The 25,307-nt window shown below is 44.5% G+C and carries 22 protein-coding genes, 2 pseudogenes and 1 riboswitch; of the genes and pseudogenes, 13 read left to right on the top strand and 11 right to left on the bottom strand.

Translation table 11 applies throughout. From position 1 onward, the window contains the following. Positions 1–361: 361 nt before the first annotated feature. Positions 362–1,006, bottom strand: a complete 645-nt coding sequence (locus QF041_RS02625; protein ID WP_307411489.1) for a LysE family translocator — start codon at positions 1,004–1,006, stop codon at positions 362–364. Between the two features lie 155 nt (positions 1,007–1,161). Then, positions 1,162–1,911 (bottom strand): YqcI/YcgG family protein, encoded by a 750-nt coding sequence (locus tag QF041_RS02630; protein ID WP_307411492.1) that lies wholly within the window; start codon positions 1,909–1,911, stop codon positions 1,162–1,164. Positions 1,912–2,032: 121 nt separating this feature from the next. Between QF041_RS02630 and QF041_RS02635 the strand changes: the two are divergent. Together QF041_RS02635 and QF041_RS02640 are read left to right on the top strand one after the other, a co-directional pair. Then, positions 2,033–2,339 (top strand): annotated as a pseudogene (locus QF041_RS02635) (manganese catalase family protein); the annotation flags it as partial. 88 nt (positions 2,340–2,427) lie between these two features. After that, positions 2,428–3,282: a manganese catalase family protein gene (locus QF041_RS02640; RefSeq protein ID WP_221821600.1), complete on the top strand. Its 855-nt coding sequence runs from the start codon at positions 2,428–2,430 to the stop codon at positions 3,280–3,282. A 153-nt stretch (positions 3,283–3,435) separates the two neighbouring features. Here the strand turns inward: QF041_RS02640 and QF041_RS02645 are convergent, their stop codons facing one another. Beyond that, positions 3,436–3,789 (bottom strand): AMP-dependent synthetase and ligase, encoded by a 354-nt coding sequence (locus tag QF041_RS02645; RefSeq protein WP_145321997.1) that lies wholly within the window; start codon positions 3,787–3,789, stop codon positions 3,436–3,438. 174 nt (positions 3,790–3,963) lie between these two features. Between QF041_RS02645 and QF041_RS02650 the strand changes: the two genes are divergently transcribed. Next, positions 3,964–5,412, top strand: a complete 1,449-nt coding sequence (locus QF041_RS02650; RefSeq protein ID WP_307411496.1) for an amino acid permease — start codon at positions 3,964–3,966, stop codon at positions 5,410–5,412. Here the strand turns inward: QF041_RS02650 and QF041_RS02655 are convergent. Beyond that, the gene (locus QF041_RS02655; RefSeq protein WP_373461255.1) at positions 5,405–6,028 is read right to left on the bottom strand and encodes a LysE family transporter; all 624 of its coding nucleotides are present in this window, start codon (positions 6,026–6,028) and stop codon (positions 5,405–5,407) included. The genes QF041_RS02650 and QF041_RS02655 overlap by 8 nt on opposite strands. Before the next feature lie 142 nt (positions 6,029–6,170). On the opposite strand from QF041_RS02655, the gene QF041_RS02660 reads away from it, so the two are divergent. From QF041_RS02660 to QF041_RS02670, 3 genes are read left to right on the top strand one after another with little or no spacing between them, the layout of a single operon-like run. Further along, positions 6,171–7,769, top strand: coding sequence for a spore germination protein (locus tag QF041_RS02660; protein WP_307416879.1), 1,599 nt, complete (start codon positions 6,171–6,173; stop codon positions 7,767–7,769). A 12-nt stretch (positions 7,770–7,781) separates the two neighbouring features. After that, the gene (locus QF041_RS02665; protein WP_307411499.1) at positions 7,782–8,990 is read left to right on the top strand and encodes a Ger(x)C family spore germination protein; all 1,209 of its coding nucleotides are present in this window, start codon (positions 7,782–7,784) and stop codon (positions 8,988–8,990) included. 20 nt (positions 8,991–9,010) lie between these two features. After that, entirely contained in the window at positions 9,011–10,117 is a 1,107-nt protein-coding gene (locus QF041_RS02670) for a GerAB/ArcD/ProY family transporter (RefSeq protein ID WP_307411503.1), read from the top strand. A gap of 65 nt (positions 10,118–10,182) precedes the next feature. Here the strand turns inward: QF041_RS02670 and QF041_RS02675 are convergent, their stop codons facing one another. From QF041_RS02675 to QF041_RS02705, 7 genes and pseudogenes are all read right to left on the bottom strand, one after another. Continuing rightward, the gene (locus QF041_RS02675) at positions 10,183–10,494 is read right to left on the bottom strand and encodes a spore coat protein (RefSeq protein ID WP_307411506.1); all 312 of its coding nucleotides are present in this window, start codon (positions 10,492–10,494) and stop codon (positions 10,183–10,185) included. 13 nt (positions 10,495–10,507) lie between these two features. Continuing rightward, positions 10,508–10,702: a spore coat protein gene (locus QF041_RS02680; RefSeq protein ID WP_237174893.1), complete on the bottom strand. Its 195-nt coding sequence runs from the start codon at positions 10,700–10,702 to the stop codon at positions 10,508–10,510. A gap of 100 nt (positions 10,703–10,802) precedes the next feature. Beyond that, positions 10,803–11,642, bottom strand: coding sequence for a manganese catalase (locus QF041_RS02685; RefSeq protein ID WP_307411510.1), 840 nt, complete (start codon positions 11,640–11,642; stop codon positions 10,803–10,805). Between the two features lie 171 nt (positions 11,643–11,813). Continuing rightward, positions 11,814–12,327, bottom strand: a pseudogene (locus QF041_RS02690) (DUF3231 family protein). Positions 12,328–12,538: 211 nt separating this feature from the next. Next, positions 12,539–14,035 (bottom strand): amidase, encoded by a 1,497-nt coding sequence (locus QF041_RS02695; RefSeq protein WP_307416880.1) that lies wholly within the window; start codon positions 14,033–14,035, stop codon positions 12,539–12,541. 320 nt (positions 14,036–14,355) lie between these two features. After that, a complete protein-coding gene (locus tag QF041_RS02700; RefSeq protein ID WP_307411513.1) occupies positions 14,356–15,336 on the bottom strand; it encodes a DMT family transporter in 981 nt (326 codons plus the stop codon). 144 nt (positions 15,337–15,480) lie between these two features. Continuing rightward, positions 15,481–15,634, bottom strand: a riboswitch (FMN riboswitch). An 84-nt stretch (positions 15,635–15,718) separates the two neighbouring features. Then, positions 15,719–16,219 (bottom strand): DinB family protein, encoded by a 501-nt coding sequence (locus QF041_RS02705; protein WP_307411517.1) that lies wholly within the window; start codon positions 16,217–16,219, stop codon positions 15,719–15,721. 136 nt (positions 16,220–16,355) lie between these two features. On the opposite strand from QF041_RS02705, the gene QF041_RS02710 reads away from it, so the two are divergent. The 7 genes from QF041_RS02710 (at position 16,356) to QF041_RS02740 (ending at position 25,298) form a co-directional block, all read left to right on the top strand. Then, positions 16,356–16,595: an ABATE domain-containing protein gene (locus QF041_RS02710; RefSeq protein ID WP_307411520.1), complete on the top strand. Its 240-nt coding sequence runs from the start codon at positions 16,356–16,358 to the stop codon at positions 16,593–16,595. Positions 16,596–16,629: 34 nt separating this feature from the next. Continuing rightward, positions 16,630–16,908 (top strand): CGNR zinc finger domain-containing protein, encoded by a 279-nt coding sequence (locus QF041_RS02715; protein ID WP_307411523.1) that lies wholly within the window; start codon positions 16,630–16,632, stop codon positions 16,906–16,908. 111 nt (positions 16,909–17,019) lie between these two features. Beyond that, positions 17,020–18,399: an amidohydrolase family protein gene (locus QF041_RS02720; protein ID WP_307411526.1), complete on the top strand. Its 1,380-nt coding sequence runs from the start codon at positions 17,020–17,022 to the stop codon at positions 18,397–18,399. 463 nt (positions 18,400–18,862) lie between these two features. After that, a complete protein-coding gene (gene bcaP, locus QF041_RS02725; protein WP_307411529.1) occupies positions 18,863–20,299 on the top strand; it encodes a branched-chain amino acid transporter BcaP in 1,437 nt (478 codons plus the stop codon). A 260-nt stretch (positions 20,300–20,559) separates the two neighbouring features. After that, the gene (locus QF041_RS02730; protein ID WP_307411532.1) at positions 20,560–21,639 is read left to right on the top strand and encodes a hypothetical protein; all 1,080 of its coding nucleotides are present in this window, start codon (positions 20,560–20,562) and stop codon (positions 21,637–21,639) included. 94 nt (positions 21,640–21,733) lie between these two features. After that, positions 21,734–22,666: a tyrosine-type recombinase/integrase gene (locus tag QF041_RS02735; RefSeq protein WP_307411535.1), complete on the top strand. Its 933-nt coding sequence runs from the start codon at positions 21,734–21,736 to the stop codon at positions 22,664–22,666. 166 nt (positions 22,667–22,832) lie between these two features. Continuing rightward, positions 22,833–25,298, top strand: a complete 2,466-nt coding sequence (locus tag QF041_RS02740) for a hypothetical protein (protein WP_307411539.1) — start codon at positions 22,833–22,835, stop codon at positions 25,296–25,298. The last annotated feature ends 9 nt before the right edge of the window (positions 25,299–25,307 follow it).

Genomic DNA, 25,307 nt, shown 5'->3' on the forward strand with positions numbered 1-25,307 from the left:
ATATTCTAACTATTTCGAAATGCCCAAATTATCTTATACATACTACTTTTTTTGAGATAACGATAAACGACAACTGTGTTGGTATGAAAAGCTAATTCGTCATGATTATAATATTTCAACATATGAAAAATTCACAATAGTAAAGAACGCACACCGCTGTTACTACCTACCTTTTAGATACGATTCAGCACGCCCCGCGACTAAATGAACTGCCATCCTTCACTGTGAAAGTCAAATGATTTCTGATTAACAAAAAAATTATTATGTTCCAGAAAAGTACCTGCAGCAGCGTATGGAAAAGGAATCAAAAGAAAAGGTTGCCCCTTTTTCAGAAGGAACAACCTTAATTTCTCGAAATAATTTACTGAAATAGAAGCCACAGAGCCAATACAAATTTATATAAAAAGTAGAACGAGAAACCCAGCAAAAGGACTCCAGCCATGGCAGAGACTGCTTGTATCATTTTTTTGCTCATTACTTTTCGTGTCACAGATACAATGGAGAGCAGACCCAGGTCATGAATGAGAATTCCACATAGTACGCCAAATCCTGCAATGATAAAACTCAACTTACCGGTAGATTGGTATGAATCGGACAATACAACACCAAAAACAGATATCCAAAAAATAAGATTACCAGGGGAGACCGCTACCAATAAGCCATTGCGGTATGTCCTCCAAAACGATTTTTTGATTTTTCCTTTCGTATTTTCTGATGTTGCCATATCCAGATCTGAGTTCCGGATCGAATCGTATCCCAGAAAGGCCAGAAATCCAGCTCCCGCAAGCCATAGTGGAATTTGTACATAAGGAAGAGATAAGACGGAAGCAAACCCGAAGTACATGGCCAGGATCAAACCAGCATCAATTGTCATGCCTCCAAGACCCACGGCCCAGCCATGGATAAACCCATTTCTCAATCCCTGCTTGGTCATCTCTACAGTAATTGCTCCCACTGGCATGGCAATAGCGAGACCAATCAGGACGAACTTAATATAGATTTCCATTGTCATTTCCTTTCCGTCTGTAATGAATTCTTATTTCGATAGGGCTTGTCCAGCTGCTTATGTAGTTGTAGCGAGTATGGAGCACAGGGCTCTCCTCCTATAAATGGGTGGTATAGAGTTTATTCGGAGGAGAGTATTTTTAGAATCGATTTAAGCTATTCCTTTACGTTGTCCTGCTGAAGGGATCGAAGAAACGGGCATTTGGAAGGAGCGGTATCGTCATCTCGCAAAAAATATTGTTTATACTCCAGGTTGCCTTGTGATCCGTATTGCTTTAATTCAGGATGTGCCGGTATGGTATCGTAGGCAGCCAAGCGTGCGCGAATTCTCGGAGCAATCGCTGCAGCTTTCAGAGGTTGTGCGTTCCATATATCGAGCACCCAGCGCGGTGTTAGAGCTAACATGAAATAAGGAAAGTTGCGACTTTGTCGTGACATATGGGCTGGCGTCCCGCAATAGACAAAATACCGTTCGTCATTGTAACAAAACTCCCACATGGGATGCTCCGGGTCTTCTGGAATATCTTTTGGCCAAGGCTTGGTATCCAAGTGTCTAATCTGGCTTAATAAATCCCAGAAGGCTGTTTCATAGGCCAATACATCCCGGACTTCTTTTTCCTTATCAAAAAATAAAATCAATGAAGAATATTCTCCGAATGAACGAGAGCATTCTCCATATTCCTTGAGTATGTCTGATACATTACGTTCTGCAGACTCGTCTCCGAAATTAGAAACAAAGCCGTATCGGAGGTGACCCAGGGCAAAAGCCTGTGTAGCCGGAATACAGGGAAATCGAGCCTCCCGGTCACTCATTTTCGAAGAGAATAAACGGTAAGCATCTCTTTTCCAGTTTTCGAGAGGGATCTCCTCATTCTCAATCTCAGAAGATGAAAACAACAACGACATGAATAGTCCTCCTTTTACCTATAGGATATAACCCAAGGGGAAAATGGTGACAGTCCAACTTATTTTTGTTAAGGAGACATGCAAGTGATCGATGTAATACACATACATATCACTTATCTAAAGTGGTAATTTATTAGCTGATCTCAGACATAATCTAGCAGCAGAATCTCAAGGCAGACTTCAGGTTGCCAGGTTATATGAAATGACCAATGACCGCGGTGTAAAAGACATGTTATCGTGGTTGCTTGCTCTGGATACCATGCATCAGAATCAGTGGATTGCAGCGATAAGAGAACTTGAAGAAAAAGAAGGAATTGTTGTGCCCAGCACGTTCCCGAAAGAACTTGAGAAGAGAGATGTTGCGTATGTGCTCTTTAACTCCCTCTCATGGTGATGAGAGTGCAACTGGACGGTGGGCTCACGGTCCAATACCAGAGATGTTAACGGCTGGTTTACATAAAATTAGGAAGGGAACAGAAACTAGAATAGTAAGTTAATCCTGAATGGAGGAAAACCATGTTTTTTTATCGTGAAGACCTGATCAATATGATCGTACCGGACAAGCCTGATCCCGCGGCAGCAAAAGTATTGCAAGAGACGCTTGGTGGCCAATTTGGTGAAATGCGGACGATGATGCAATTTTTCTTTCAAAGTAGTAATTTTCGGGGCAATGCCACGCAGTATAGAGATCTGATCCGTGGTGTATTTCTTGAGGAATTAAGCCATATTGAACTGGTGCAACAAACCATTAATCAGTTATTAACGGGAGCCGGTGCAGAGGGCGCGGGAGATGCAGGGGTCGACGGTGCTCCATTGGATGAAGCGATTAAACATGCCAACCCGCATCATTACATCATGGGGGCTCAGAGCTCATTACCTGTTGATGCTGCAGGTAATCCATGGCTTGGAAACTATGTGTACGATCATGGGAATCTGGTAAGCAACTTACTTGATAATATTGTGTTGGAGTCTACGGGTGTGTTGCAAAAATCAAGAATATATGAAATGAGTACCAACAAAGCATTCCGTGAAACGCTGGGTTTTCTGATTGTTCGTGATAATGCTCATCAAAATGCATTTGCCAAAGCACTGGAGACTCTGGGTGTGAATTGGGGCAAAATATTCCCGATTCCCAACTATGATATTAATAAATATCCCGAATGCCGGAAATATGTAGATATGGGTTTCCACAATGCGCAGTTTAATTTCCGTTTAGACAATACACGCATCGCTGAGATTTTCAGTGGTCAAACGCCAAGTCGTAATGGTGGGGAACTGCAGGTAATCGATCCCCCACAAGGATATCCACTTCCTTATATGCCTGAACTTCCAAATGAGCATAGCCCAGGGATACATGATCTCAATGCATAAAGAATGAACATCAAGTATGAAAAAGCACTCTATAGTATAGGACGGGTATGAAACTCAAGGAAATGACGAAAAAGAGACACTTGTGGTCTCTTTTTTTGAAACGAACAAAAAAGGAACCCAATGCTGGGTTCCTTTATGTGTTACATGAAAATGTTATTGCGGGCGGTTTTGATTCGAATATGAACCAAAGGATTGACCATTAGTTGAGATATTGGGAGTGTTGTATGGCTGCTCAAGATAAGATACGTGCTGTGAAGATGAGTGTGCAAGTTGTTGAGCAAGATTGGAGATTTGTTGTAATTGCTGGATGGCAGTTTGATGTCCTTGCAGTGCGGTCTGGATCATATGTGCAGCTTGTTGCTCGCGTTGTGCCAATTGCTCCAGTTGTTGAGCGTTGCTTTGTTCTTGTCTAAGTAGTTGTTGATATTGCATCGAAGCCTGTTGTGTTTGTTGTGTAAGTTGTTGAGCCAACTGCGTAATTTGCTGCGATTGAGAGAACTGATTCATGTGTAAAACCCTCCTGTGTGTTTTGATGTACCTGTGTATTATGTAATACGGTTCTGAGAAATATTCAATCTATCCTGTTCCATTCAAATGAGGATTATTTTATGAACATGATTCGCTGTGGATTGGGAAGGCTACCTTTAGTGACCTAAAATGATACAGAAAAGGAATGACAACATGAGTAAAGCATCGACTAACGCTACAGAAGAAAAGAAACTGAAATGGTGGCAATTAAGTCTGCTAGGTGTGGCAGGAACAATTGGTACAGGGTATTTTCTGGGTTCCAGCCTTGCGATCTCGATTGGTGGTCCAGCTGTGCTACTGGCCTATATCTTGGCGGCCTTGGGTACATATGTAGTTTTTGATGCGCTCGCGAGAATGACAGCGGACCATCCGGAACAAGGATCTTTTCGTTCATATGCTAAGAAAGCCTTTGGAAGTTGGGCAGGCTTTGCAAGCGGATGGTTCTATTGGTTTTCGGAGTTGCTCATTATGGGGAGTCAGCTAACCGCATTGTCCATTTTCTCTAGGTTTTGGTTTCCGGCTGTTCCGCTCTGGATCTTTGCTGCAGGGTTCGGTATTGTGGGTCTTTGTATTGTATTCTTCGGTAACAAGGGATTTGACCGGGTTGAAAATGTACTGGCTATCATTAAAATTGCAGCCATCATCATGTTCTTGGTGCTTGCCATCGCCCTACTCGCAGGGTGGATTGGGGGAACCAAATATGAACACAAAGTACCGCTGGATATGGCAGCGATTTTTCCAAAGGGTGGCATCGGATTGTGGTCTGCGTTTCTTTTTGCGTTCTATGCTTATGGAGGTATTGAAGTTCTTGGCATTATGTCATATCGGCTTCAAAAACCGGAGGATGCCCCAAAGGCAGGAAAAGTCATGCTCATTGCGCTATCCACCGTATATGTTGTATCCATTGGACTCGCGTTAATTATGGTTCCTTTGAATGCATTCAACCCCAAGGAGAGTCCATTTGTACTGGCACTCAGTAGTGATCACCTTGCTTTTGTCCCACATTTGTTCAATGGTGTACTCATTGTAGCCGGATTTTCAACGATGACCGCTTCGCTCTATGCGGTGACGTCTATGATTATTACCCTCGCGCAGGAGGGAGACGCCCCGCAGTTATTTTCTCGAAAGTGGAAAACGAAGTATCCGTTATTTGCCTTGTCCCTCATTGGTTGTGGGTTAGTTGGTACGATCATCATGTCTCTCTTACTCCCAGGCAAAGTATATGAATACATCACAACTGCAGCTGGACTGATGCTTCTGTACAACTGGTCGTTTATTTTGTTATCCTCCGGTAAATTGTTGAAATCAGGCAAGTTCGATGTGATCAAACGCTGGATTGGCTTATTGTTGATCACTGCTGCAGTCACTGGAACACTTTTTCATGCACTCAGCAGACCAGGGTTCTATATTAGCTTATTGCTTGTCTCTCTCATTGCCATTAGTGACGTTATTGTACAACGGATTCGCAAGAAGAAACCTGCGACCCAAACATCATCAAACGCCAAGAAAGACGAAAGTGAAGAAAATGAGCAGCATTCTACGGGTATAAGCAGTTATCACATCACGGGTATTCGGTTACGCAAAAAAAACAAACTCAAATAAAGAAGAGAAATTGAATGGCTTTATATCCGAAGTAACAGCCAAAACCGACTAAAGAAAGTCCGGAAATGAGAGCAATTCCTTTAAGCACAGTAGAAGTGAGGTATTTGCGAAAAAAACTTACAGTAGTCGCCATGAATAAATCCCACAGAAGTACGCCAAAGATGATAGCTCCACTATATATCAACAATTGATCCATAGGAGAGTCATTTACAGCCTTGGCCAGAACTGAGCCATAAATGCCTAGCCAGAACATGATGGAAAGAGGGTTAAACAGAGACATCAGGAATCCTTGAGTAAATGACTTGGCAAGCTCCGAATCATCTCCTCTCATTTCAGAAGGGGCAAGGGTTCCTGCATTTTTAATACTTTCCACACCCGTATAGATCAATACAAAACAACCAAACATCCAGAGGAATACCCTTACAAACGGAAGTTCAAGCAGATGTACGATGCCAAAATACACAAGCAGCATATAGATGATATCAGCTGCGATGGCTCCTAGCCCAACAAACCAGGCAGGCATAAACCCACCTCGAATACCCTTGTCCAATTGTGCAGCATTGATGGGTCCAATAGGGGCTGAAAGTGATAATCCCAGGATCACATAACCTAACATGATATAAATAAGATGTCCTCCTTTCCATACAGTACAGCATATTCTTCAAGGTGTTTTTGTAGGACTAGATTATCGAGAGCGATGTATACTTTTTGCATGATTAATCCATATTAGTCGGAAATAGGGGGGGATTCTTGTGCTGATGCGTTGGATAAAGGAGGTATTTACTTCACAAAAGCAAGGAGAAACACTTCATAAACGAACACAACATTCAAAAAGTCTGGATATTTCGCTAGAAGATAAACTTAACAGCATTATCCAGGCATTTGAGTATAGTCCTGATTTTGTAGTTCGTGAGTTCCCTATATTAGAGGAGAAGGGTACTGCTCTAGCTGTATGTTACATGGAAGGGTTGACTGATTCTACGCTGTTGGTTGAACTTATAGACAATATCATTCAATGGATGAATACGGATCCGCTTCCGGGAGATCAGCCGAGAGATGTGTTAGTGAAAAGAATCTTACCCTCCGGGAATATCCGAAATATCGATTCGACGCAACTTATCTATGAAGCTTTATTAACAGGCCACGTCGTTATACTTATTGATGGTGTAAAGAATGTTCTTGCAGTGCCGATCGCCGGAGGAGCCAGAAGATCTGTAGAGGAACCCACGTCCCAAACAGTGGTCAGAGGACCAAAGGAAGGATTCACAGAGGAACTAACGACCAACATTACTCTTGTTCGACGGAAAATACGAACTCCTGATTTAAAATTCCAGATGCATACCATTGGAGAGTACACCCAGACAGTGGTTGCACTGGCTTACATCCAGGGTATAGCAAAGCCACAAGTCATTGAAGAAGTTACCAGACGTTTAAATGCTATCAACACTGATAGTATACTCGAAAGTGGTTACATAGAAGAATTTATTCAGGATGCACCGCTTACGCCTTTTCCGACCATGATCAATACGGAGCGCCCAGATACGGTTGCAGGCAGTCTATTGGATGGTCAAGTAGCCATTATGGTAGATGGTACGCCATTTGCCTTGATTGCACCTGTTACTTTTTTTAATTTCTTTCAAACGCCCGAGGATTATTATCAGCGTTATGATATCTCTACCTTTCTGCGGATTATACGGTTGATCTGCTTCCTCGTATCTTTGTTGCTACCTTCGACTTTCATCGCACTAACTACATTCCAGCAGGAAATGATACCAACTACGTTACTGGTCACCTTGGCCGCACAACGGGAAGGGGTCCCTTTTCCGGCATTACTTGAGGCCCTGCTTATGGAAATTACGTTCGAGGTCATTCGTGAAGCTGGAGTGCGAATGCCGCGAGCCATTGGACCTGCAATCTCCATTGTTGGTGCATTGGTCATCGGACAAGCTGCGGTAGAGGCGGGATTGGTCTCAGGAGCGATGGTCATTGTTGTTTCCTTTACAGCAATAGCGAATTTTGCTATACCCTATTTCAGTATGGCCACAGCAGTAAGGCTATTACGTTTTCCGTTTATGGTACTGGCAGGTACGCTGGGGTTGTACGGCATATTGGCCGGAGCCGTCCCATTACTTGCACACCTGGTATCTCTGAAGTCATTTGGCGTTGACTATCTGATGCCATACAGTCCGTTTTTCAAGTCAAATATGAAGGATCTGTGGTTGAGAGTACCCTGGTGGGCTATGAAGACTAGACCTGATGAGAAGTCGAATACGAATAAGACGAGACAAGCCCCTCATCAATACCCGTCAGGATCGGATAACATTGTAGACCGTATTAATGAAGCTGAGAATGAATAAGGAGCGATTTATATGATTCGCTTGCAGTCCATATTAATCTTACTCATGGTCGGACTGATCACTGCTGGTTGTGGAAATCGCACAGAATTAAATGATCTGGGCATCGCAACGGCAACAGGATTTGACCGGAAAAACGGAAAGTGGATCATTACCTATCAGATTATTGTACCACCAGCGAGCAGTTCAATTGGGTCGTCGTCTGGTGGATCTCAAGCCCCCGTGAACACATTTTCATCAGAAGGCAAAACGATTCGGGAAGCTGTTGCCCAAAGCAGCGTGGAGAATCCCAAAAGATTATATTTTGCACATACCAATGTCGTTCTGATTGGTGAAGAAGCGGCAAGATACGGGATTGCGGAGATCATGGATCACTATTATCGAAATATTGGTTCTCGGGAATCTGCCAAACTTATTATTGCAGATGGTCAAGCAAGGGAGTATCTCGAAAAATTGATTCCTCCAGAGAAACAGCCTGGCCGTGCTTTATCCGAGATTTTGGAACGGAATAATGAAAAAGGGTCGTACTATCCCGTGATGAACATACATGAGGTTGCTCTGAAGATCACTTCAGACAGTGGATCAGCCGGAATTCCTGGTGTTACAACAGATACACTGGGCGATAACAAACAGAGTTCAATTGATATTTTTAAGGAAACATCCATACCCGGGAATTTAAGAATTCAAGGATTAAGTGTATTTCTCAAAGACAAAAAGATCGGAGTTCTGAACCAAAAAGAAAGTATGGGTATCGTCTGGCTAACAGACAGGGTGAACTGGACCAACTTGACCTATAAAGGTGCAAAGGGGGAGGTGAACTCTTTTCTTGTGCGCAAAGCAAAAGTTAAGGTCGTTCCTGTGAAAAAGGGGCTTCATTATGCTGTTCAGGTAGATGCAAAGGTCGACGCTGAACTGGATGAGAGCACATCTGGTGAGGATATAGTTAGAACACACACTATTCATGAATTGCAGCGACAGGCTGAACAAGTCATTCAAGCACAGATATTGGACGGATGGAGAGGGAACCAGAGGCTTCATGTCGATATGTTGGGGATCGCGAACAAAATACATCAAAGACATCCCAAAGAGTGGAAAGTTCTAAAAGACAACTGGTCTAGTGAATTGGCACAGATGGATATTAACATAAACGTAAACGTAACTTTGGAACGAGTAGGTTTGCTTCAAGATTCTTTCAGCAAGTTGCTTGGCGAACAGAAAGACTAACACCAAGGAGAGGTTCAATCATGAAATTGTCTAGGGAGCTTCGCGTATCCGAATTGGCTGTTTGTCTTTCCTTATTTGAAGTTGGCAGTACAACCTTGTTTCTGATAGGTGGAGATGCCAAACAGGATGCATGGTTAGCCATGCTCGCCGGGGCTGCTGGTGGCTTGGTGTTACTACTCCTTCATCTGGCTATTCATCATCAGGAACCTGAATTGGATTTGTTTCTTCTGTGTCGCCGTTATATGGGAAAAGTACTAGGGACAATCGTAAGCCTTTCATTTGTAGCTTATTTCGCCTATGAGGCTTCACGAAATTTACGTGACATCAGTGAAGTCACTGAATTGACCTTACTGAACAGAACGTCGATGTGGATCATCAGCATGATCACCATTATCGTTGTATCCAACACCGTACGATATGGATATCGTGTACTGTTTCTCATGTGTATGATTCTGTTTCCGCTCATGGCGCTGGGCTATGCGTTAATCAGTTTCTTAATTCCAACAACAGGTCTTTTTCACTCGGATCTGGCCTTGCCTGTTATGGAGAATGGGTGGAAGCCGATTTTTCAAGCTGCTTTTCCGGAGATCGTATCCTTTCCATTTGGGCAGGTTGTCTTATTCCTGGTCTTTTATCCCTATGCTCGGAAAGGAAGGAATCTTAACAGAGCGGTGATCATCGCCTATATCCTAACGGCTCTCGCTTTAACATTTATCAATCAACTTATCATTTTTGTCTTGGGTCCTCAGATTGCTGCCTATAGTACACTCCCGCTTTTGGAGACAGTACAATTAATCAATTTGACTGAAGTGTTTGAACGGATGGATGCCTTGTTCACTTTACTCCTTTTCCTCGGATTGGGTATTAAAATGGCTGCATTTTTCCATGGAGCCGTGATTGGACTCGAAAGAATAACTGGAGCGAACTATAGGAAATGGGTGTTTCCAGTAGCGCTTATTCTATATGGATTGTCTTTTTTATCACCGACATTTACAGAACACATTGAGATAGGGCGAGGATACACATTGAATTATACTTCTCCTGTATTTCAGATTTTTTTACCCGTACTACTATTGGTTGTCATTCTCCTGAGAAAAAAAGGTATGCAGAAAAGCGAAAAAAACTAGCTGGAAATATGCACTGGAATTAAAAAACGACCCGGTCGTAACTGAGTCGCTTTAGGCGTTAACCATTAGTTGTCATCCAACAATTTCAACGCCATGTCTGACTTCTGTAAATCGTGTTCAACTTGCTCTTCTATACTATAGGGATGATACATCTCATTTTTGATCATATAATCTGCGATCTTTTGGTGGGTTTCGATTGCAGTATCCAATTGAGCCTTAAGGACTTTCCGAACTCGGGGGGTTGCAGTTTCGGTAAGAGCTATTGCATAGGTACGTACCGCTGACTTAGCAGAGAGGAGCATATCGGTAGCAATGGCCAAATCATCCATGGGAGCAATGGCTTTAACGAGCATTTCTTTCGTTTTGGTTGTAGTCATAAGAGAACCCTCCTTATTTTAATAGGGATTTTAATTCTTCAATAGCTTTTGAAGAGTTGTCCAAATCTTCTTCGATTAAGGATTTTAGTGTGTCGTCTTTTACGAGTTCCAGCATCGTTACGGCTTTGGTGGCACACGAAGTTTTGAGAGTTAGCAGTTCATGTACTTCGAGTTTCTCATGTAATGCAAGTTCCTTAGTTGCCATCATTAAGCACCTCCAGAATTGATTATTCTATTATGTTGTACCCTGCTATAAATCATATAAACAGAATTAATTCAAAATATTTTAAAAAATAGAAATCAAAACTTTATTTGTCTGTTGATTTCATATCCAGGTCATGATGAAGTTCTGTAGCAGGGATGACGGGCTCAGGTATCTGTCCCTTTGGAACAGGATTGGAGATATATACATAGTCTCCGGTTCCATCAGGTGCACTTCCTGTAGCCCATAAACCTTCGGCGGATTCAGTTCCCTCGGAGAGATTCCAGAATTCATAGGCCTGCGGCTGAGATTCTTGCTCGGCTTCTGGAGGGAAAGAAGCTGGAACAACGACTCCGTTTTTTTCCTCCAGTTCCTGAATAGCTGCCATCCATTGATACTGGTGATAACGGTCACGTGCTAACATTTTACGGAAAGTAGCCCGTACGCCTTCATCTGTTGTCATATGGTACAGTCTTGCTACCTGAAGGCGACCCTGACTCTCGGCATGCAAATTGGAACGCATGTCTGCAAGCAAGTTACCGCTTGCCACGATATAAGAACCATTCCACGGAACACCGTTTGAGTTGGTTGGCAAACCACCAAGACCGCTGACGAGCAGATGTTGTGGGTTGATACCGCCCATAATTGCAGCTGTCACAGGATCCTCAGCGGCTTGTTGTTGTTCCTCAGGAGTAGCACCATCCAGCAACTGACTGATCAATGAGCAGAGCATCTCGACATGTCCAATTTCTTCGGTGCCAATATCCATGAGCATATCTTTATATTTCTCTTCACCTCGACAATTGAAGCCCTGAAAAAGATACTGCATCATGACGGTCATTTCACCAAATTGTCCTCCCAATACTTCTTGAACCTGACGTGCCAGCATGGGATCGGGACGATCTACTTTGACTTCAAATTGCAACTCTTTTTGATGTCGAAACATATGATTCCCTCCAATAATGTTTAAATTTCTGAATGAATTCAAAATTTTATTAACCTGATCATTGGAAATTAAACAGTAAAATAGCAAAAAGACAAAGCAGAAGAATGGGGGCTTCTCCTGCTTTGTCTCTTCAATTCACTACAACATATTGTACACGTCTTCCAATGAACTCTATTCTGAATCCGGTCTTTTGACTTGAAGCGGTGGGGGAATAAGCCAACCTTTTTCTTTGTTCATTTGAAGAATTCGGAGGCCTAGAGCTGTTTTGGTCGCATGATATTTAGCAAATAGCGCGCCAATATCTTCTCTGATCGATTGCCCAATCGTTTGGCTTGCAGCAACCAGACCCATGGCTGTATCGGCTGTTACTTTTGCAGCAATCTCAGGATCTGTGAATCTTGCGCCAGCCGGGATATCCTCAAACTCAACATGTGGTCTTTTCTGGCAGTGTTGGTGCAGGGGCAATACCATTTTCAGTCAATAGTGTATCGCATTCTTTAATTTCGAGTTTGGCTTGGTCCAGCAGATCTTCCAATATTTTCTTTAAATCTTTATCTCCTGCATGACTCATATAAGCTTGATAGCAAGACACAGCGCCTTTGGCTATTGTGGAACATTGCCATACACTAAAGATTTCACCATAATGCATCGGCTCGTTCTTGGGGTTGCCACTTAGAATACCCATGATTTGATTTCCCTCCAGTATGTTAATTTACCACCAACTTATGATCGCCTGTATTCTATAAAATTATGCACTGAACAGGGAATGGAGGATGTCATATAGATTAACATCATATTTATTATGTAAACCAAATGAATCCAAACTATTTTATCTTGTTATTCAAAAAGGAAAAACCAGCAGAACAGGTCTGCTGGTAGGAGTGCAACGTGTATTTTTAGACTGGAAAAAGTGGGTTACCATTCATCCCGATCCATAATTCTGACTTTTCAAGCTGTCCAGCCAGATGTAATAACCAATCTTCACGTCCCTTGGTTGCCATCACCTGAACACCCATTGGCAAACCTTCTGGTGTCATATGAAGAGGCACACTAATCGCAGGTTGGCCTGTCAGATTCGCAAGCTGGGTGAACGGAGTATAGGTGAGACTCGGCTCAAACATTTCATAGATGAGTTGCTGCTGCTGGGTCTTGTCCAATTCACTAATTCGCATCAGATTACGGATCTGTTCGTCATGAGGTGTTAATTCACCAATCTTAGGCGCAGGAAAAGCATTAACAGGTGTGACGTAGAAGTCATAACGTTCAAACAAGGTAGACATCTGAGCTGCAGCTACATCCCATTCTGCTAAGCTATGTACAAATTCCGCAGCGGACACCTTTTTGCCAGCTTCAGCCAGAACCCAGGATTCAATCTCCATATCATCAGAGGTCAGAGCCCGGCCCATGGATCGTTCCATGGAAGAGATCATGGCGGCCATCTCACCACTGTTCATCATGTAATAGTTCTCCATCAACCTGACTCCATTGACTGGACTCAGTTTTTCTTCAACATGATGACCTTGATCTTCCAACCAGCGAACGAGCTTGTATACAGACTCTTTGGCTTCTGCGCTGACAGGTGTGCCCACGGGCGAATCCGTTGTGTATGCAATTTTCAGTTTTCGTTGATGTGGATAGCTCATATCAGCCAAGTAACTGCCTGGAAAGAGTGGAGCATGGAACGCAGCTTCGGGTTGAATGACTTGCAAAGTATCGAGCAGGGCGGCGCTGTCCCGAACCGAGCGGGATAGGGCAAAATCAATGGATGCGCCTTGCCATTGACGACCAACTCCAGGCCCCACAGGTGTCCGTCCGCGCGTTGGCTTTAATCCAAACAATCCGCTAAAGGAAGCCGGGATACGAATCGAACCTCCTCCGTCACTGGCTCCGGCAAGAGGAACAATACCCGAAGCTACAGCAGCAGCGGCACCACCACTTGACCCACCTGGGGAGTGATTGATATTCCATGGATTGCGAGTTGGGCCATGAAGACGGGGCTCGGTAATATTTTTCAAACCAAATTCAGGCGTATTGGTATGTCCTATGAAGATAAAGCCTGCATCACGGAGTCGAGTGACAAAATTGGAATTGCGTAATGCCCGATGCTCGCTGAACAAACGGGAGCCTGAAGTCAGAAATTCACCTTCCAAGGATTGCGAGATATCTTTCAGGAGCAGGGGAACACCGGCAAAGGGTTGTTCTCCAGGGCGAACCAAACCGGCTTCCTCCCGTGCGCGATTTTCATATGTACGAATAACCGCATTAAGTTGCGGATTCACTTCTTCAAGGCGTGCAAACGCCGCTTCCAGCATTTCAACCGGGGATATCTCCCGGGATCGGATCAGTTCAGCCAAACCTACGGCGTCGTAGGAGGTATATGAGAATGAAGACATCATGATCGTTCCTCTCTGAATATAATTCATCTGTTTATTCCATATGTCATCGTACCACCGGATTGGATAAAAGACAAAACATAGAAGAGACTTAGCGCGATGATTTTGATATTCGGTATGAGAGGAGGGAAAAGAGGGGCATTTGCATTTGCGATATAGAAATAAAGCGCAGGTTTAATAGCTCATATTGCTAATTGAGAAAATAATCGAGTAATATCGAGTAATGGAAATAAAAAAACCACTGCTCATCTAATTTGATGTGCAATGGTTTTATTTTATATTTGACTATTTGTTGATATGTGAACCTCAGATATATCCACTTACTCTGTACGCAGCTTCGGTGCAGCATCAGCCGCAGTTGATGATCTTTCCTGCTGTCTGGAAATGGCGAAGAGGGCCACCCAGATCAGGATAAAACCAAGCAGCTGCTCCCATGTAATTAGTGTACGGAAAGCAATCCAGTTCACTAACACACCCGCCATCGGGAAGCTAAGTTCTGCGAGTGTTGCAACAGATGCTTTGGTTGACGACAGACCTTTGTAATACAACAGAAGACTGAGCAAACCTGGTAACAATGCCTGACCGAGAATGTTGAGGATGACAGCAGTCTGTTCACCCGTTCCGGACGGAAACGTCCATGCCGCACCTTCATTCCACGTCATAAAGATCAGAAGCGGGAGAGCAACTACAAAGCGCAGGGAGGTGACCGTTTCATAACGCGCCTGTCCCAGCATCAATCGGCCCATAACGGTTGAACCTCCCCATAAGGCAGCAGCCCCAAGGGATAACAAGCTTCCAGCATGAATCCAGTTGTCCCAGTTACCTAATGGCAATGTGAAGCCAAATGTAAGCAGGTAGGTTCCTGCTAATGCAATGAAGAACAATCCACCGAAGCGACGTGGCAAGGTTTCTTTTAATAACAGTTTAGCCAGCACGATGGCGAAGAGTGGTTGCATTTTTTGTAATAAAAGTACCGTATTCGGATCATTATGTGTTAGTGCCATGGTGAACAATACCGTTGCGAGTGCTGATCCTCCCCATGAGATAAAAATCACGGCAATCCAGTGGCGAGCACGCAGGTTTTTCAGGTCAGACCGGAATTTCCACAGCACGGGAATGGCAATAAGACTGACGATGATGTGTTCCACAAGTACAATCTGCGTGGATGTCATCGTGTTTAGCAAAATAATGCGGAAGAGTGGGTCGACACCCCATAAGGCGGCGCCGAGAACTACAAGCCAGAATCCGGTATTACTTCGTTCATTGCGGTAAACAGGTGATGCTGCTGATGTCTTTTCCATATTCAGGACTCCTTCGTCAGAACACGGAATCTTCAGTTGGCAAAATCGACAAAAGCCCCCGTTTTGGTATATACCAAATAAACGGGGGCTCATCCAAGGACATGCGTCAGGAAAGAGGCCTTCCCGTGAACGGCATGTCAATGTGTTGATCTTCTCTCATCCGGACTGTACCGTCGGCCTTGGATTCACACCAAGTCAGTCGCTAAATGTCCTTTGTTAAGAACTTATAGCGAGTCGCGGGCTGGTTCCGAAGAACATCACCGCCGGTTGGGAATTGCACCCTACCCCGAAGATCCTATTCAATTATATAGTGTGTTGAACAAGCTGTAACATTAATAAGTTCATCTTATTCCTGTAAGCGCTAGCAGTTCAAGCATTTTTTTTAGAAAATGATTTTCCAGCTTCCTTGCTGTCTGCGAAGGAGCACGATCTGACCTGCGTGATACGCATCATGGAGTACCCAGCGAGCTAGTTCGTGTGCCCATTTCTCTTCGGAATCCATATATGCGGCTTCAAGATCTGACTCTTGTAGTGCAGCCAATTGATCTCGCAACTGTTGGGCTAATCGAGTTGTACCCTGTAGCAGTGTATTCCATCCGGCTGCGTCCGTTGGATCTCCAGGATTCCCAAATGTGTATTCATTGGAGTCTACAGCAGGAAGGGTGGGCTCCTTACCTTGCATGCGACATAATAAGCGATGGTTGTAATAATACATATGGTTAACCAACTGCCAGATGCTTAATCCCCCTGAGGGTGGAATCCAGGCTGCTTGTTCTGCTGTAAGCCCCTCCAAGGATTTCGACAAAGGTACAATCCAATTACATTGATCCCAAGTATCATCCTTTTGAATAAGTAACACATCTAGTGCTGTTGTTTTTGTCATTGCCTTTTCCTCCTTGCGTATAATTGTGATGTAACTAGCTAAAACTGATTAATGAGGTTACACTTAATATAACACATCAAAGATGAGTTGTAACCTTCTTTATTTAATTAGATGGTTACAATAAACGGAGGTATATATGGACAGGTTATGGACCGATTTTGTAAACAGCGATTATCACGACTGGCGTGGGGGAGATCGATCGGAGGACAGGCTTGGGAAGGCGAGCTGGCAGCAAGACTTTCTGGATCGATGGCAACTTAACGCTTCTGTCCCTGCATCTCCAGAAGATGAGTTGTCGATGAGAAACTTCAGGAACGAATTGATGGCTCTTGGAGCCCGCTTGTCTTCCGGAGCATCACTAAGCGGATATAGATAAACAATGGTTGAACGGCGTTATGCAAGCAGGGCATGTGAGAAGAACATTGACTACAATTGATCAGGAACTGAAACTCCAACTGGTAGCTGTAGAAGCACATTGGAGTCAGGTTATGGCTGAGGTAGCTGCTGACTTTGCTTTGACTTTGGTAGAGGGAGAAGGCGGCAGGATCCGGATCTGTGATAATTCGGATTGTCGCTGGATGTTCTATGATGATACCCGAAGCAGAACACAGAAGTACTGTGATGATAAGATGTGTGGAAATCTGATGAAGGTCAGAAGATTTCGGGCGAAACGAAAATCCCAAAATTGATAAATACTAACAATAACTATATAATGTATATATACTAGCGAAAAAATAGTCAGAAGCAGTACGGATTCGTAAGCAGGATGTGATCGTCTTTCAAACCAAATCAGATGGGAGATGTGTCTTGTGCGGACAAGTTATCTGTTGAAAAATGGCTGTGTGTTGTCGATGGATGCTCGAATTGGACAGTATAAGAGGGCGGACGTTCTGATTCAGGATTCACTGATCATGGCGATCCAGCCCGACCTGGATATTCCGGATGCGGAGATCATTGATGCTTCATCGATGATTATTATGCCTGGGCTGGTGGACACGCATCGGCATATGTGGGAATCACTTGTCAAAACAGCGGGAACCAACTGGTCGTTACCAGTTTATTTGCAAAATCTCTATTATGGTGCGATGGGAAGCAAGCTCCGTCCACAAGATAGTTATATTGCCAACCTGCTCGGTTCCTTGGAAGCGCTTAACGCAGGAGTGACGACAGTGTTGGATTGGAGCATGCCGTATTCCTCTGACCATACGGATGAACTGATTCGTGGACTTCAGGATGCTGGCATTCGGGCGGTATTTGCTCACGGAGTCCCTGGTGAGACGGACTACTGGAATCGGGATAGTCAACTCACGTATTCGAATAATGATGTGAGAAGAGTCAAAGAACGATATTTTTCATCACAGGATCAATTACTTACTTATGGGCTGGCCATTCGTGGTCCGGAGTTCAGTCATTGGGATACAACCGTGAAAGAGATCGAACTAGCACAAGAACTGGATGCGATCTGTTCCATGCATGCCGGATTTGGCAGTTGGGGATCTGTGGATCGCTCGATCAGTCACTTGTACGAAGCGGGACTGTTAAGTCCACGGGTGAATATCGTTCATGGTAACACCATGGGCATGGATGAATACAAAATGCTGGCAGATAGCGGCGCTTCCTTGTCGGTCACACCTGAGGTTGAAATGATGATGGGTCATGGATATCCGGCCACCGGCTATTTTCTTGAACATGGGGGAACCCCTACACTTGGTGTAGATGTGGTAACGTCCACAGGCGGAGATATGTTCTCGCAGATGAAGTTTGCACTTCAGGCTGAACGATCCAGAGCCAATGAACAACTTTTGCAGCAGGGTGAGATGCCTGGTGAGTTGAACTTGCAGTCTAGCCAAGTGCTGAGATTTGCAACTTCAGCTGGTGCCCAAGCATTGGGATTGGAGCAGAAGGTCGGAACGCTGACCCCCGGAAAGGAAGCGGATTTGATCATGATTCGTACTACCGATCTGAATATGTTCCCCGTCCATGATCCAATCGGCGCTGTCGTGCAATTTGCCAATCCATCCAATGTGGATACGGTCTTTGTGGCAGGTAGACTTGTGAAGCGAGAGGGCAAACTTTTGAATGTTGATCTGGATGCGATTCGGGATACGGCGATGCAGAGCAAAGATTATTTGTTAACCCAATACCGGATGTCAGATGCAGAGAGAATTGCTTTCTCGTGAACCTATAGTAAGAAATAAAGGGCCGCATAATGATATGTGGCTCTTTTACATGCCGTCATATCGTGGAATTAGACAGGATAAGGGAGGAAGATACAGCGGAAAAAGACGAAAAGAGCTCTCTTTTTCTTAACTTCAGATAACAAGGTGTTAAAGGTGTTTTTCGCGGAAAATTAGGCTCATAAAAACTGCGCATAATATAAATTATACGCAGTTTTGTTTTAAATCCATTTTCATATTCATCCACGTGCAACAGATCATGATAATATTCGCGAAAAAAGAACAAAATAAGTGATCTTTCAAAATAAATTTAACCAAGCAACGCGATAACGTGTAGAATTCGCTAGGTTTTTATAGGTGATCGATAAGATAGAACAAATGACTTTTTCATAGAACAGATGGAAAACCATCCAATCTCCATTACATCCATAACACATTCAAGATTCATGACGAGAGGAACATGACCATGCGTGAGAACAAACAACGATCTTCATTATTTCGTAAAAAACCAATTGCCTCAGCGTGTGATAACAGCAGTAGATTGAAACGGGCACTCGGTCCGTTGGACTTAACCACACTTGGCGTAGGAGCTATTATTGGTACGGGGATTTTTGTGCTGACCGGTGTAGCTGCCGCAACGTATGCTGGCCCGGGCCTTGTACTGTCATTTTTGCTGGCAGGTATCATATGTGCATTCGCAGCATTGTGTTACTCGGAATTTGCCTCAAGCATACCGGCATCGGGTAGTGCGTACACGTATAGTTATACGGCTTTTGGCGAAGTGATTGCCTGGATTCTGGGATGGGATCTGATATTAGAGTATGGATTCGCGAGTGCGGCGGTAGCCAGTGGATGGTCTGGATACTTCCAGACGTTATTGTCCGGATTTGGATTGGAGTTACCCCATGCGCTGACGAGTGCGTTCAGTCCGGAAAAGGGAACCTATTTTGACATCACGGCTGCTGTCATTACTTTAATTATCACTTTCCTGCTTACCCGAGGGGTGAAGGAAGCGGCTCGTGCGAACGGCATCATGGTAGCGATTAAAATTATTGTTGTGCTGATCTTCATTGGTGTAGGTGTTTTCTATGTAGAGCCAACCAACTGGCAGCCATTTTTGCCTTTTGGTATCTCAGGTGTAACAGCTGGAGCAGCTACGGTATTTTTCGCCTACATCGGATTTGATGCGGTCTCCACAGCGGCAGAAGAAGTTAAACAGCCACAACGGGATTTGCCGATTGGAATTATTGCGTCACTTGCAATCTGTACCGTTCTCTACATTGTTGTATCGTTGATCCTCACAGGGATTGTGCCTTATAACATGCTGAATGTAAGTGATCCGGTTGCATTTGCATTTGAATTTGTTCAATTGAAGGGATTGTCCTGGATTGTATCTCTTGGAGCGATTGCCGGCATTACGACCGTATTGCTGGTCATGATGTATGGTCAGACACGTTTGCTCTATTCCATGTCTCGTGACGGACTACTGTCACCTGTCTTCTCCAAGGTTAGTGGCAAGAGTCAGACACCAGCGGTTGGAACATGGGTTGCAGGCATTATTGTGGCTCTGTTCTCCGGGTTCATCTCACTGGGACATCTGGCGGAGCTTACGAACATCGGAACGTTGTTTGCTTTTGCAGTCGTAAGTCTGGGCATTATTGTGTTGCGTAAAAATAACCCTGATCTCAAACGCGGATTCCGCGTTCCACTTGTGCCACTGATTCCGATTCTGAGTGCCTTGGGTTGCGTATACTTGATGACACGCCTTGCAGCGCTGACATGGATTACGTTTTTTGCTTGGTTGATCATCGGATTGATCATCTACTTTGCGTATGGACGGCATTACAGTCATCTGAATCCGGCACGCCGGATCTCGAGTGCTTTCCGATCGAAGGATAAGTAGACGAGACGAGAACATCTTCATCCGAGAATATTTTCCATTTTCCTCATTTCGTATCGCTCCGGCGAGGCGGGATGGGGATTTTTTTATATATAGAAAGATAAAGGGGGATAACAGCAGGGAAGGTTGGAATTTTCTTCATATATGGGTAAGTAATAAGGAGTATGACCGATATAATTAAGGAGCCGGGGTTGCGGCTAAGCCAAATATGAAATATATTTGGGGTTGTGACATGCCATCAGACATAAGAGAGGGGATGTATCATGAACACACCATTACATACGAATTCAGATCATCAAAATGCAGCTTTTGGATTTGCATTAGCTGACTCATCCGTACTTGCCGAGGCGCGATTAATTGTTTCACAATTAGAGGATTCACAAACCTTACAGTTGGATATTGATCCGCAGCGTCTTCTGAAGGATGGACGTAAGGTATCTGTCATTGCACAACAGTTGGATTCACCGGTCAATCGTCAGGATGCCAATATCATCTATGGTCAGGAGTTAGCATACGTGCAGTATGCTGTTAACCTGAAACCGGATAGCTCGATCTCCATTGCATCTATTGAAGGCGTTGAACAGTCTGTTAATCTTGGTTGGACAGCATTTGCAGAGGGGGAATACGAACTTCGAATCTCCCTGCATATGAAAACACCTCGTATTGCTGAAGGTACACTCGAACCTGAACAACTTGCAATGGTTAAGTATGCGCAAGTTATCACCGTATATATATCGCTTTTCCCGGCCGAAGCAGCGTCGTTGAGTTCACCGTCTCAAGCTGTGTGGAGCAGAAACCATCATGTGTTTGACTCCTACGGGAGAGGAGGATTCATTCTCGCTGACCTGCCTCGACTCGCTGAACGTGTAGAGGAACTGATGGGACCAGGTAACCATAATCTGATCGAGCAATTTGCCGAAGGGAATCTGTCAGATACGTTGATGGAAGAGGGGCTGATGGCGATCGCCTGGGGCGTGACTCCGTGGTGTTATTCACTCTATTCTGCACCAGATGAGCAGTCGGCTGGAATACTTGCCGTGGACAAGCTGGGCGATGAACCTGAACGGCAAGGGATCTACCGTATTGATCCGTCTATTCAACAATTAAGTATCGTACCTGCGAATGAGCTGGCTTACTGGCCTGCCTGCGTTCAGAGAGATTGGCCTGTTATTGATGTGGCGGGTGAAGGCGAGACGTTGCACATGGATTTATATACTCAGATCTGTGAATCCGTGAATGGCCTGCACGAGAATCCATTGCCATCGTTTGTACTTACCCGTAGTCAAGGCAGACCCGAAACGATCATTCCGCTGAGTGACGTTGTCATTGTGGATGAAGCCTAGGGGCTCTGTTCTGCTTCAGAAGGTTGTTCTGTCATCGTAGTATCAGCGTAAATAATCATAGTCAATTTTAACCGAATCGAGGTGACGTAGACAGATGATGACCGAGGAGATTCAGGAGCAATATGCGGACGAACTTGAAGCTTTTCACATATGGATGAAGGACGCCGGATATACAGGCCATACGGTAAAATCATACACGGGTGACGTGGTGGAATTTCTGGTCTCCATTCAAGGAAAGTCACTGGAGCAGGTCAAAAAGCTGCATGTGTTGTCTTTTCTGTCCCGCGCTCGGGAGCGCGGGGTTAGTGATGCCACGAGAAATCGCAAACATGCAGCGGTGAACTGTTTTTACAAGTCCCTCATTGAACTTGAATTGTTAACCAATAATCCGGCGTTTGGGATCAAAAAATCCAAAACCGAGAAAAACCGTGCGCCCGTTTTCCTTGATGAAAGTGGGCTGACACGTTTCTTGGAGTCGGTAGAAGGCAAGTATCGCACACGTAATCTGGCTGTTTTTCTACTAATGGGATATATGGGATTACGGGTTGGAGAAGTGCATGCGTTGGATTGCAAAGACTATAATGCGGAGCGGCGTACATTGGATGTATTTGGTAAAGGTCGTAAATGGCGCTCCCTACCTATACCGGAGACTGTGGCAAAAGTATTATCTCAAGCGATGGCTGAGCGTCTGGAACCTTGGCGGCCAAAAGAGGAAGCGTTATTTGTCTCGCAAAAAGGGAAGAGACTGTCGATTCGCAGCATCCAGCTCATATCTACAGAAACCTTTGAACGCTTCCAGCAGGAATCACCAGCCAATCAACGTCAAAACTACTCCAGTCATAAGCTGCGTCACTCCTTCGCGACCATGATGTTACGGCGTGGAGCCGATCTGCGTACCGTGCAGGAGCTGCTTGGTCATGCATCGATTCAAACAACAACCGTGTACACTCACGTAACCAGCCGGGAGAAAGAAGAGGCTATGGCTTTGCTTGACGTTAAACTTCCCGCATTTGGGTTGAACAATTAGCTATTGAATAATTAGATTTAGAGAAGCCTGTCCAAGTGACAGGCTTTTTGAGTTCTCAAATACTGAATTATGCGATAACTCTCACCCCTAGCAAGAATTGGAATACTTTATGTAAAGAAGTTAGGAGATGCCAAAGATTAAACTGCATGTGAGGGGAGGGGATAACATGGCTACTTTATCAACTGGACCGATTGAGAATAATCCAGTTAGTGGCGTAAGGCCAACACAACAGTTGACGATTAAGATCGATAATAGAGATTTGATCAATAATGCGAGTATCTTGATACAAGGATATTACCTGAATGGAATCAGAACTCTATACGTACTTGAACTTATTAGTATAAGTTCGAATCAAGCAATAACGAAGAATTACTTTGCAAACCTGGATGTATTTGAATTTATCTTTACTACAAGTGGTCTCGCAGAACAGCAAGTAGAAATATCGGTTTGGGGAAAAAATTCTGCCGGGCAGCTTGTAACGCCCCATCGTATTGTATCTTCAGAACTGTTAGGTGCAAATGAGTCCACGGGAGTTACCGGGGTGACTGGAGCTACTGGTGAAACTGGAGCTACCGGAGCTGGAGTAACTGGTGTAACTGGAGCAACTGGAGATACTGGAGTAACTGGTGAAACTGGAGCTACCGGAGATACTGGAGTAACTGGAGATACTGGAGTAACTGGAGATACTGGTGCTACTGGGGCAACTGGAGATACTGGTGCTACTGGGGCAACTGGAGATACTGGTGCTACTGGGGCAACTGGAGCTACCGGAGATACTGGAGTAACTGGAGATACTGGAGTAACTGGAGATACTGGAGTAACTGGAGATACTGGTGCTACTGGGGCAACTGGGGCAACTGGAGATACTGGTGCTACTGGGGCAACTGGAGCAACAGGAATCACTGGAGCTACCGGAAATACTGGTGAAACTGGAGTAACAGGAGCTACCGGGGGAACTGGTGAAACTGGGGCAACTGGAGTCACTGGTTTAACCGGAGATACTGGTGAAACTGGAGTAACAGGAGCTACCGGGGGAACTGGTGAAACTGGGGCAACTGGAGTCACTGGTTTAACCGGAGATACTGGTGAAACTGGAGTAACAGGAGCTACCGGGGGAACTGGTGAAACTGGGGCAACTGGAGTCACTGGTTTAACCGGAGATACTGGTGAAACTGGAGTAACAGGAGCTACCGGGGGAACTGGAGTAACTGGAGTAACAGGAACCACTGGAGTAACTGGAGTAACCGGAGCAACTGGAGATACTGGAGATACTGGAGATACTGGAGTAACAGGAGCTACCGGGGGAACTGGAGTAACTGGAGTAACAGGAACCACTGGAGTAACTGGTACAACAGGAGTCACTGGAGTTACTGGTGTAACCGGAAATACTGGTGCAACTGGAGTAACTGGAGCCACTGGTACAGTAGACCCTAACGTAACTATAGTGGGAGTAGGCCCAAATGTTAGTTCTGAATTTAGCGAATTAAGAGCAAGTGAAAAAACGCCGATTATTGAATTGACTTCGGTATATGGTCTATCTAACCTAAGAGACATCGTCTCTACTTTGGGTGCTGCAACGGTTGGAACCAACACCACAGAGTTTCAACTAACCACGACAGCATCAGGAGCAGATACGGCAATACTTCAAAGCTCAGAACGGGGAAGGTATGAGTCAGGGTATGCTGGAGAAGCAGGGATCGGCGTGCGATTGCCTGTTGCCCCTACAGGAACACAAGTGGTGAGATGGGGACTTTTTGATGACCAAAATGGTTTGTTTTTTGGCCAGAGTGTGGCAAACGGAATATTTATAGCAGTCAGAAGAGCAGGAGCAGACACGATTATTCCTCAGGCTTCCTGGAACGTTGATAAATTAGATGGAACCGGTCCTAGCGGAGCTACACTTAGTCTGGCTAAGGGGAATATATTTCAAATTTTATTTACTTGGTACGGTTATGGGGTCATTGAGTTTAGAGTTGTTATTCCTGATCCTACGACTTTAGCGCAAAAAGTAATTACCGTTCAACGATTCTCACCGAGCGGGCAAACAAGTTTGGCCGATCCTAATCTTCCTCTCCGTGCTGAAATTTCGAATAGTGGAACAGCATCTGCACTTAATTTATTTGTTGGAGGAAGACAATATAGCATTGTGGGCAGATATAGTCCGGTATTCAGAATTACTTCTGAAAGAAGAACCGTAACTGCAACCGGGGCTCTGACACCGATTTTGGCCTTCCAAAGAAAAGCAACTTTCCCGGCAGGTTCAGGCAGAACGAATTCAGTCAGTGTAAAACTTGAAGGGATCGATCTTGTAACCTCAGACGATATATACTACCAGATCATATTAGGCGGAACCATTAATGGAGCCTTTGCAACGTATCCAACGGCAACGACGAATATTCCAAACTCGGAGACAGGTCTGTTAGTAAATAGTACGCTAACGACCATCACTGGAGGTCAGGTACTACTACAAGGCTTAGCAGCTGGCGTAGAAGGCAGTGCCAGAATTTTAGCTTCTGCGTCATTATTGGATTTTCAATTACCAGACACTGAATTTGTCACGCTGGCTGTAGCTAACTTAAGTGGTGGTACGAATTCTGTCACCGCAACCTTTAGTGTCACTGAAGAATGGTAGTCAATAAAA

The organism is Paenibacillus sp. W2I17 (assembly GCF_030815985.1).
In the GTDB taxonomy this organism is placed as follows: domain Bacteria; phylum Bacillota; class Bacilli; order Paenibacillales; family Paenibacillaceae; genus Paenibacillus.

Coding starts and splice junctions, on each gene's coding strand:
- QF041_RS02695 (WP_307416880.1), bottom strand. CDS start 14,035: ATGTCTTCATTCTCATATACCTCCTACGACGCCGTAGGTTTGGCTGAA.
- QF041_RS02665 (WP_307411499.1), top strand. CDS start 7,782: ATGATTCGCTTGCAGTCCATATTAATCTTACTCATGGTCGGACTGATC.
- QF041_RS02670 (WP_307411503.1), top strand. CDS start 9,011: ATGAAATTGTCTAGGGAGCTTCGCGTATCCGAATTGGCTGTTTGTCTT.
- QF041_RS02655 (WP_373461255.1), bottom strand. CDS start 6,028: ATGTTAGGTTATGTGATCCTGGGATTATCACTTTCAGCCCCTATTGGA.
- QF041_RS02630 (WP_307411492.1), bottom strand. CDS start 1,911: ATGTCGTTGTTGTTTTCATCTTCTGAGATTGAGAATGAGGAGATCCCT.
- QF041_RS02680 (WP_237174893.1), bottom strand. CDS start 10,702: ATGATGGCAACTAAGGAACTTGCATTACATGAGAAACTCGAAGTACAT.
- QF041_RS02625 (WP_307411489.1), bottom strand. CDS start 1,006: ATGGAAATCTATATTAAGTTCGTCCTGATTGGTCTCGCTATTGCCATG.
- bcaP (WP_307411529.1), top strand. CDS start 18,863: ATGCGTGAGAACAAACAACGATCTTCATTATTTCGTAAAAAACCAATT.
- QF041_RS02710 (WP_307411520.1), top strand. CDS start 16,356: ATGGACAGGTTATGGACCGATTTTGTAAACAGCGATTATCACGACTGG.
- QF041_RS02660 (WP_307416879.1), top strand. CDS start 6,171: ATGCGTTGGATAAAGGAGGTATTTACTTCACAAAAGCAAGGAGAAACA.
- QF041_RS02650 (WP_307411496.1), top strand. CDS start 3,964: ATGAGTAAAGCATCGACTAACGCTACAGAAGAAAAGAAACTGAAATGG.
- QF041_RS02640 (WP_221821600.1), top strand. CDS start 2,428: ATGTTTTTTTATCGTGAAGACCTGATCAATATGATCGTACCGGACAAG.
- QF041_RS02740 (WP_307411539.1), top strand. CDS start 22,833: ATGGCTACTTTATCAACTGGACCGATTGAGAATAATCCAGTTAGTGGC.
- QF041_RS02675 (WP_307411506.1), bottom strand. CDS start 10,494: ATGACTACAACCAAAACGAAAGAAATGCTCGTTAAAGCCATTGCTCCC.
- QF041_RS02705 (WP_307411517.1), bottom strand. CDS start 16,219: ATGACAAAAACAACAGCACTAGATGTGTTACTTATTCAAAAGGATGAT.
- QF041_RS02720 (WP_307411526.1), top strand. CDS start 17,020: ATGTGTCTTGTGCGGACAAGTTATCTGTTGAAAAATGGCTGTGTGTTG.
- QF041_RS02685 (WP_307411510.1), bottom strand. CDS start 11,642: ATGTTTCGACATCAAAAAGAGTTGCAATTTGAAGTCAAAGTAGATCGT.
- QF041_RS02700 (WP_307411513.1), bottom strand. CDS start 15,336: ATGGAAAAGACATCAGCAGCATCACCTGTTTACCGCAATGAACGAAGT.
- QF041_RS02645 (WP_145321997.1), bottom strand. CDS start 3,789: ATGAATCAGTTCTCTCAATCGCAGCAAATTACGCAGTTGGCTCAACAA.
- QF041_RS02730 (WP_307411532.1), top strand. CDS start 20,560: ATGAACACACCATTACATACGAATTCAGATCATCAAAATGCAGCTTTT.
- QF041_RS02735 (WP_307411535.1), top strand. CDS start 21,734: ATGATGACCGAGGAGATTCAGGAGCAATATGCGGACGAACTTGAAGCT.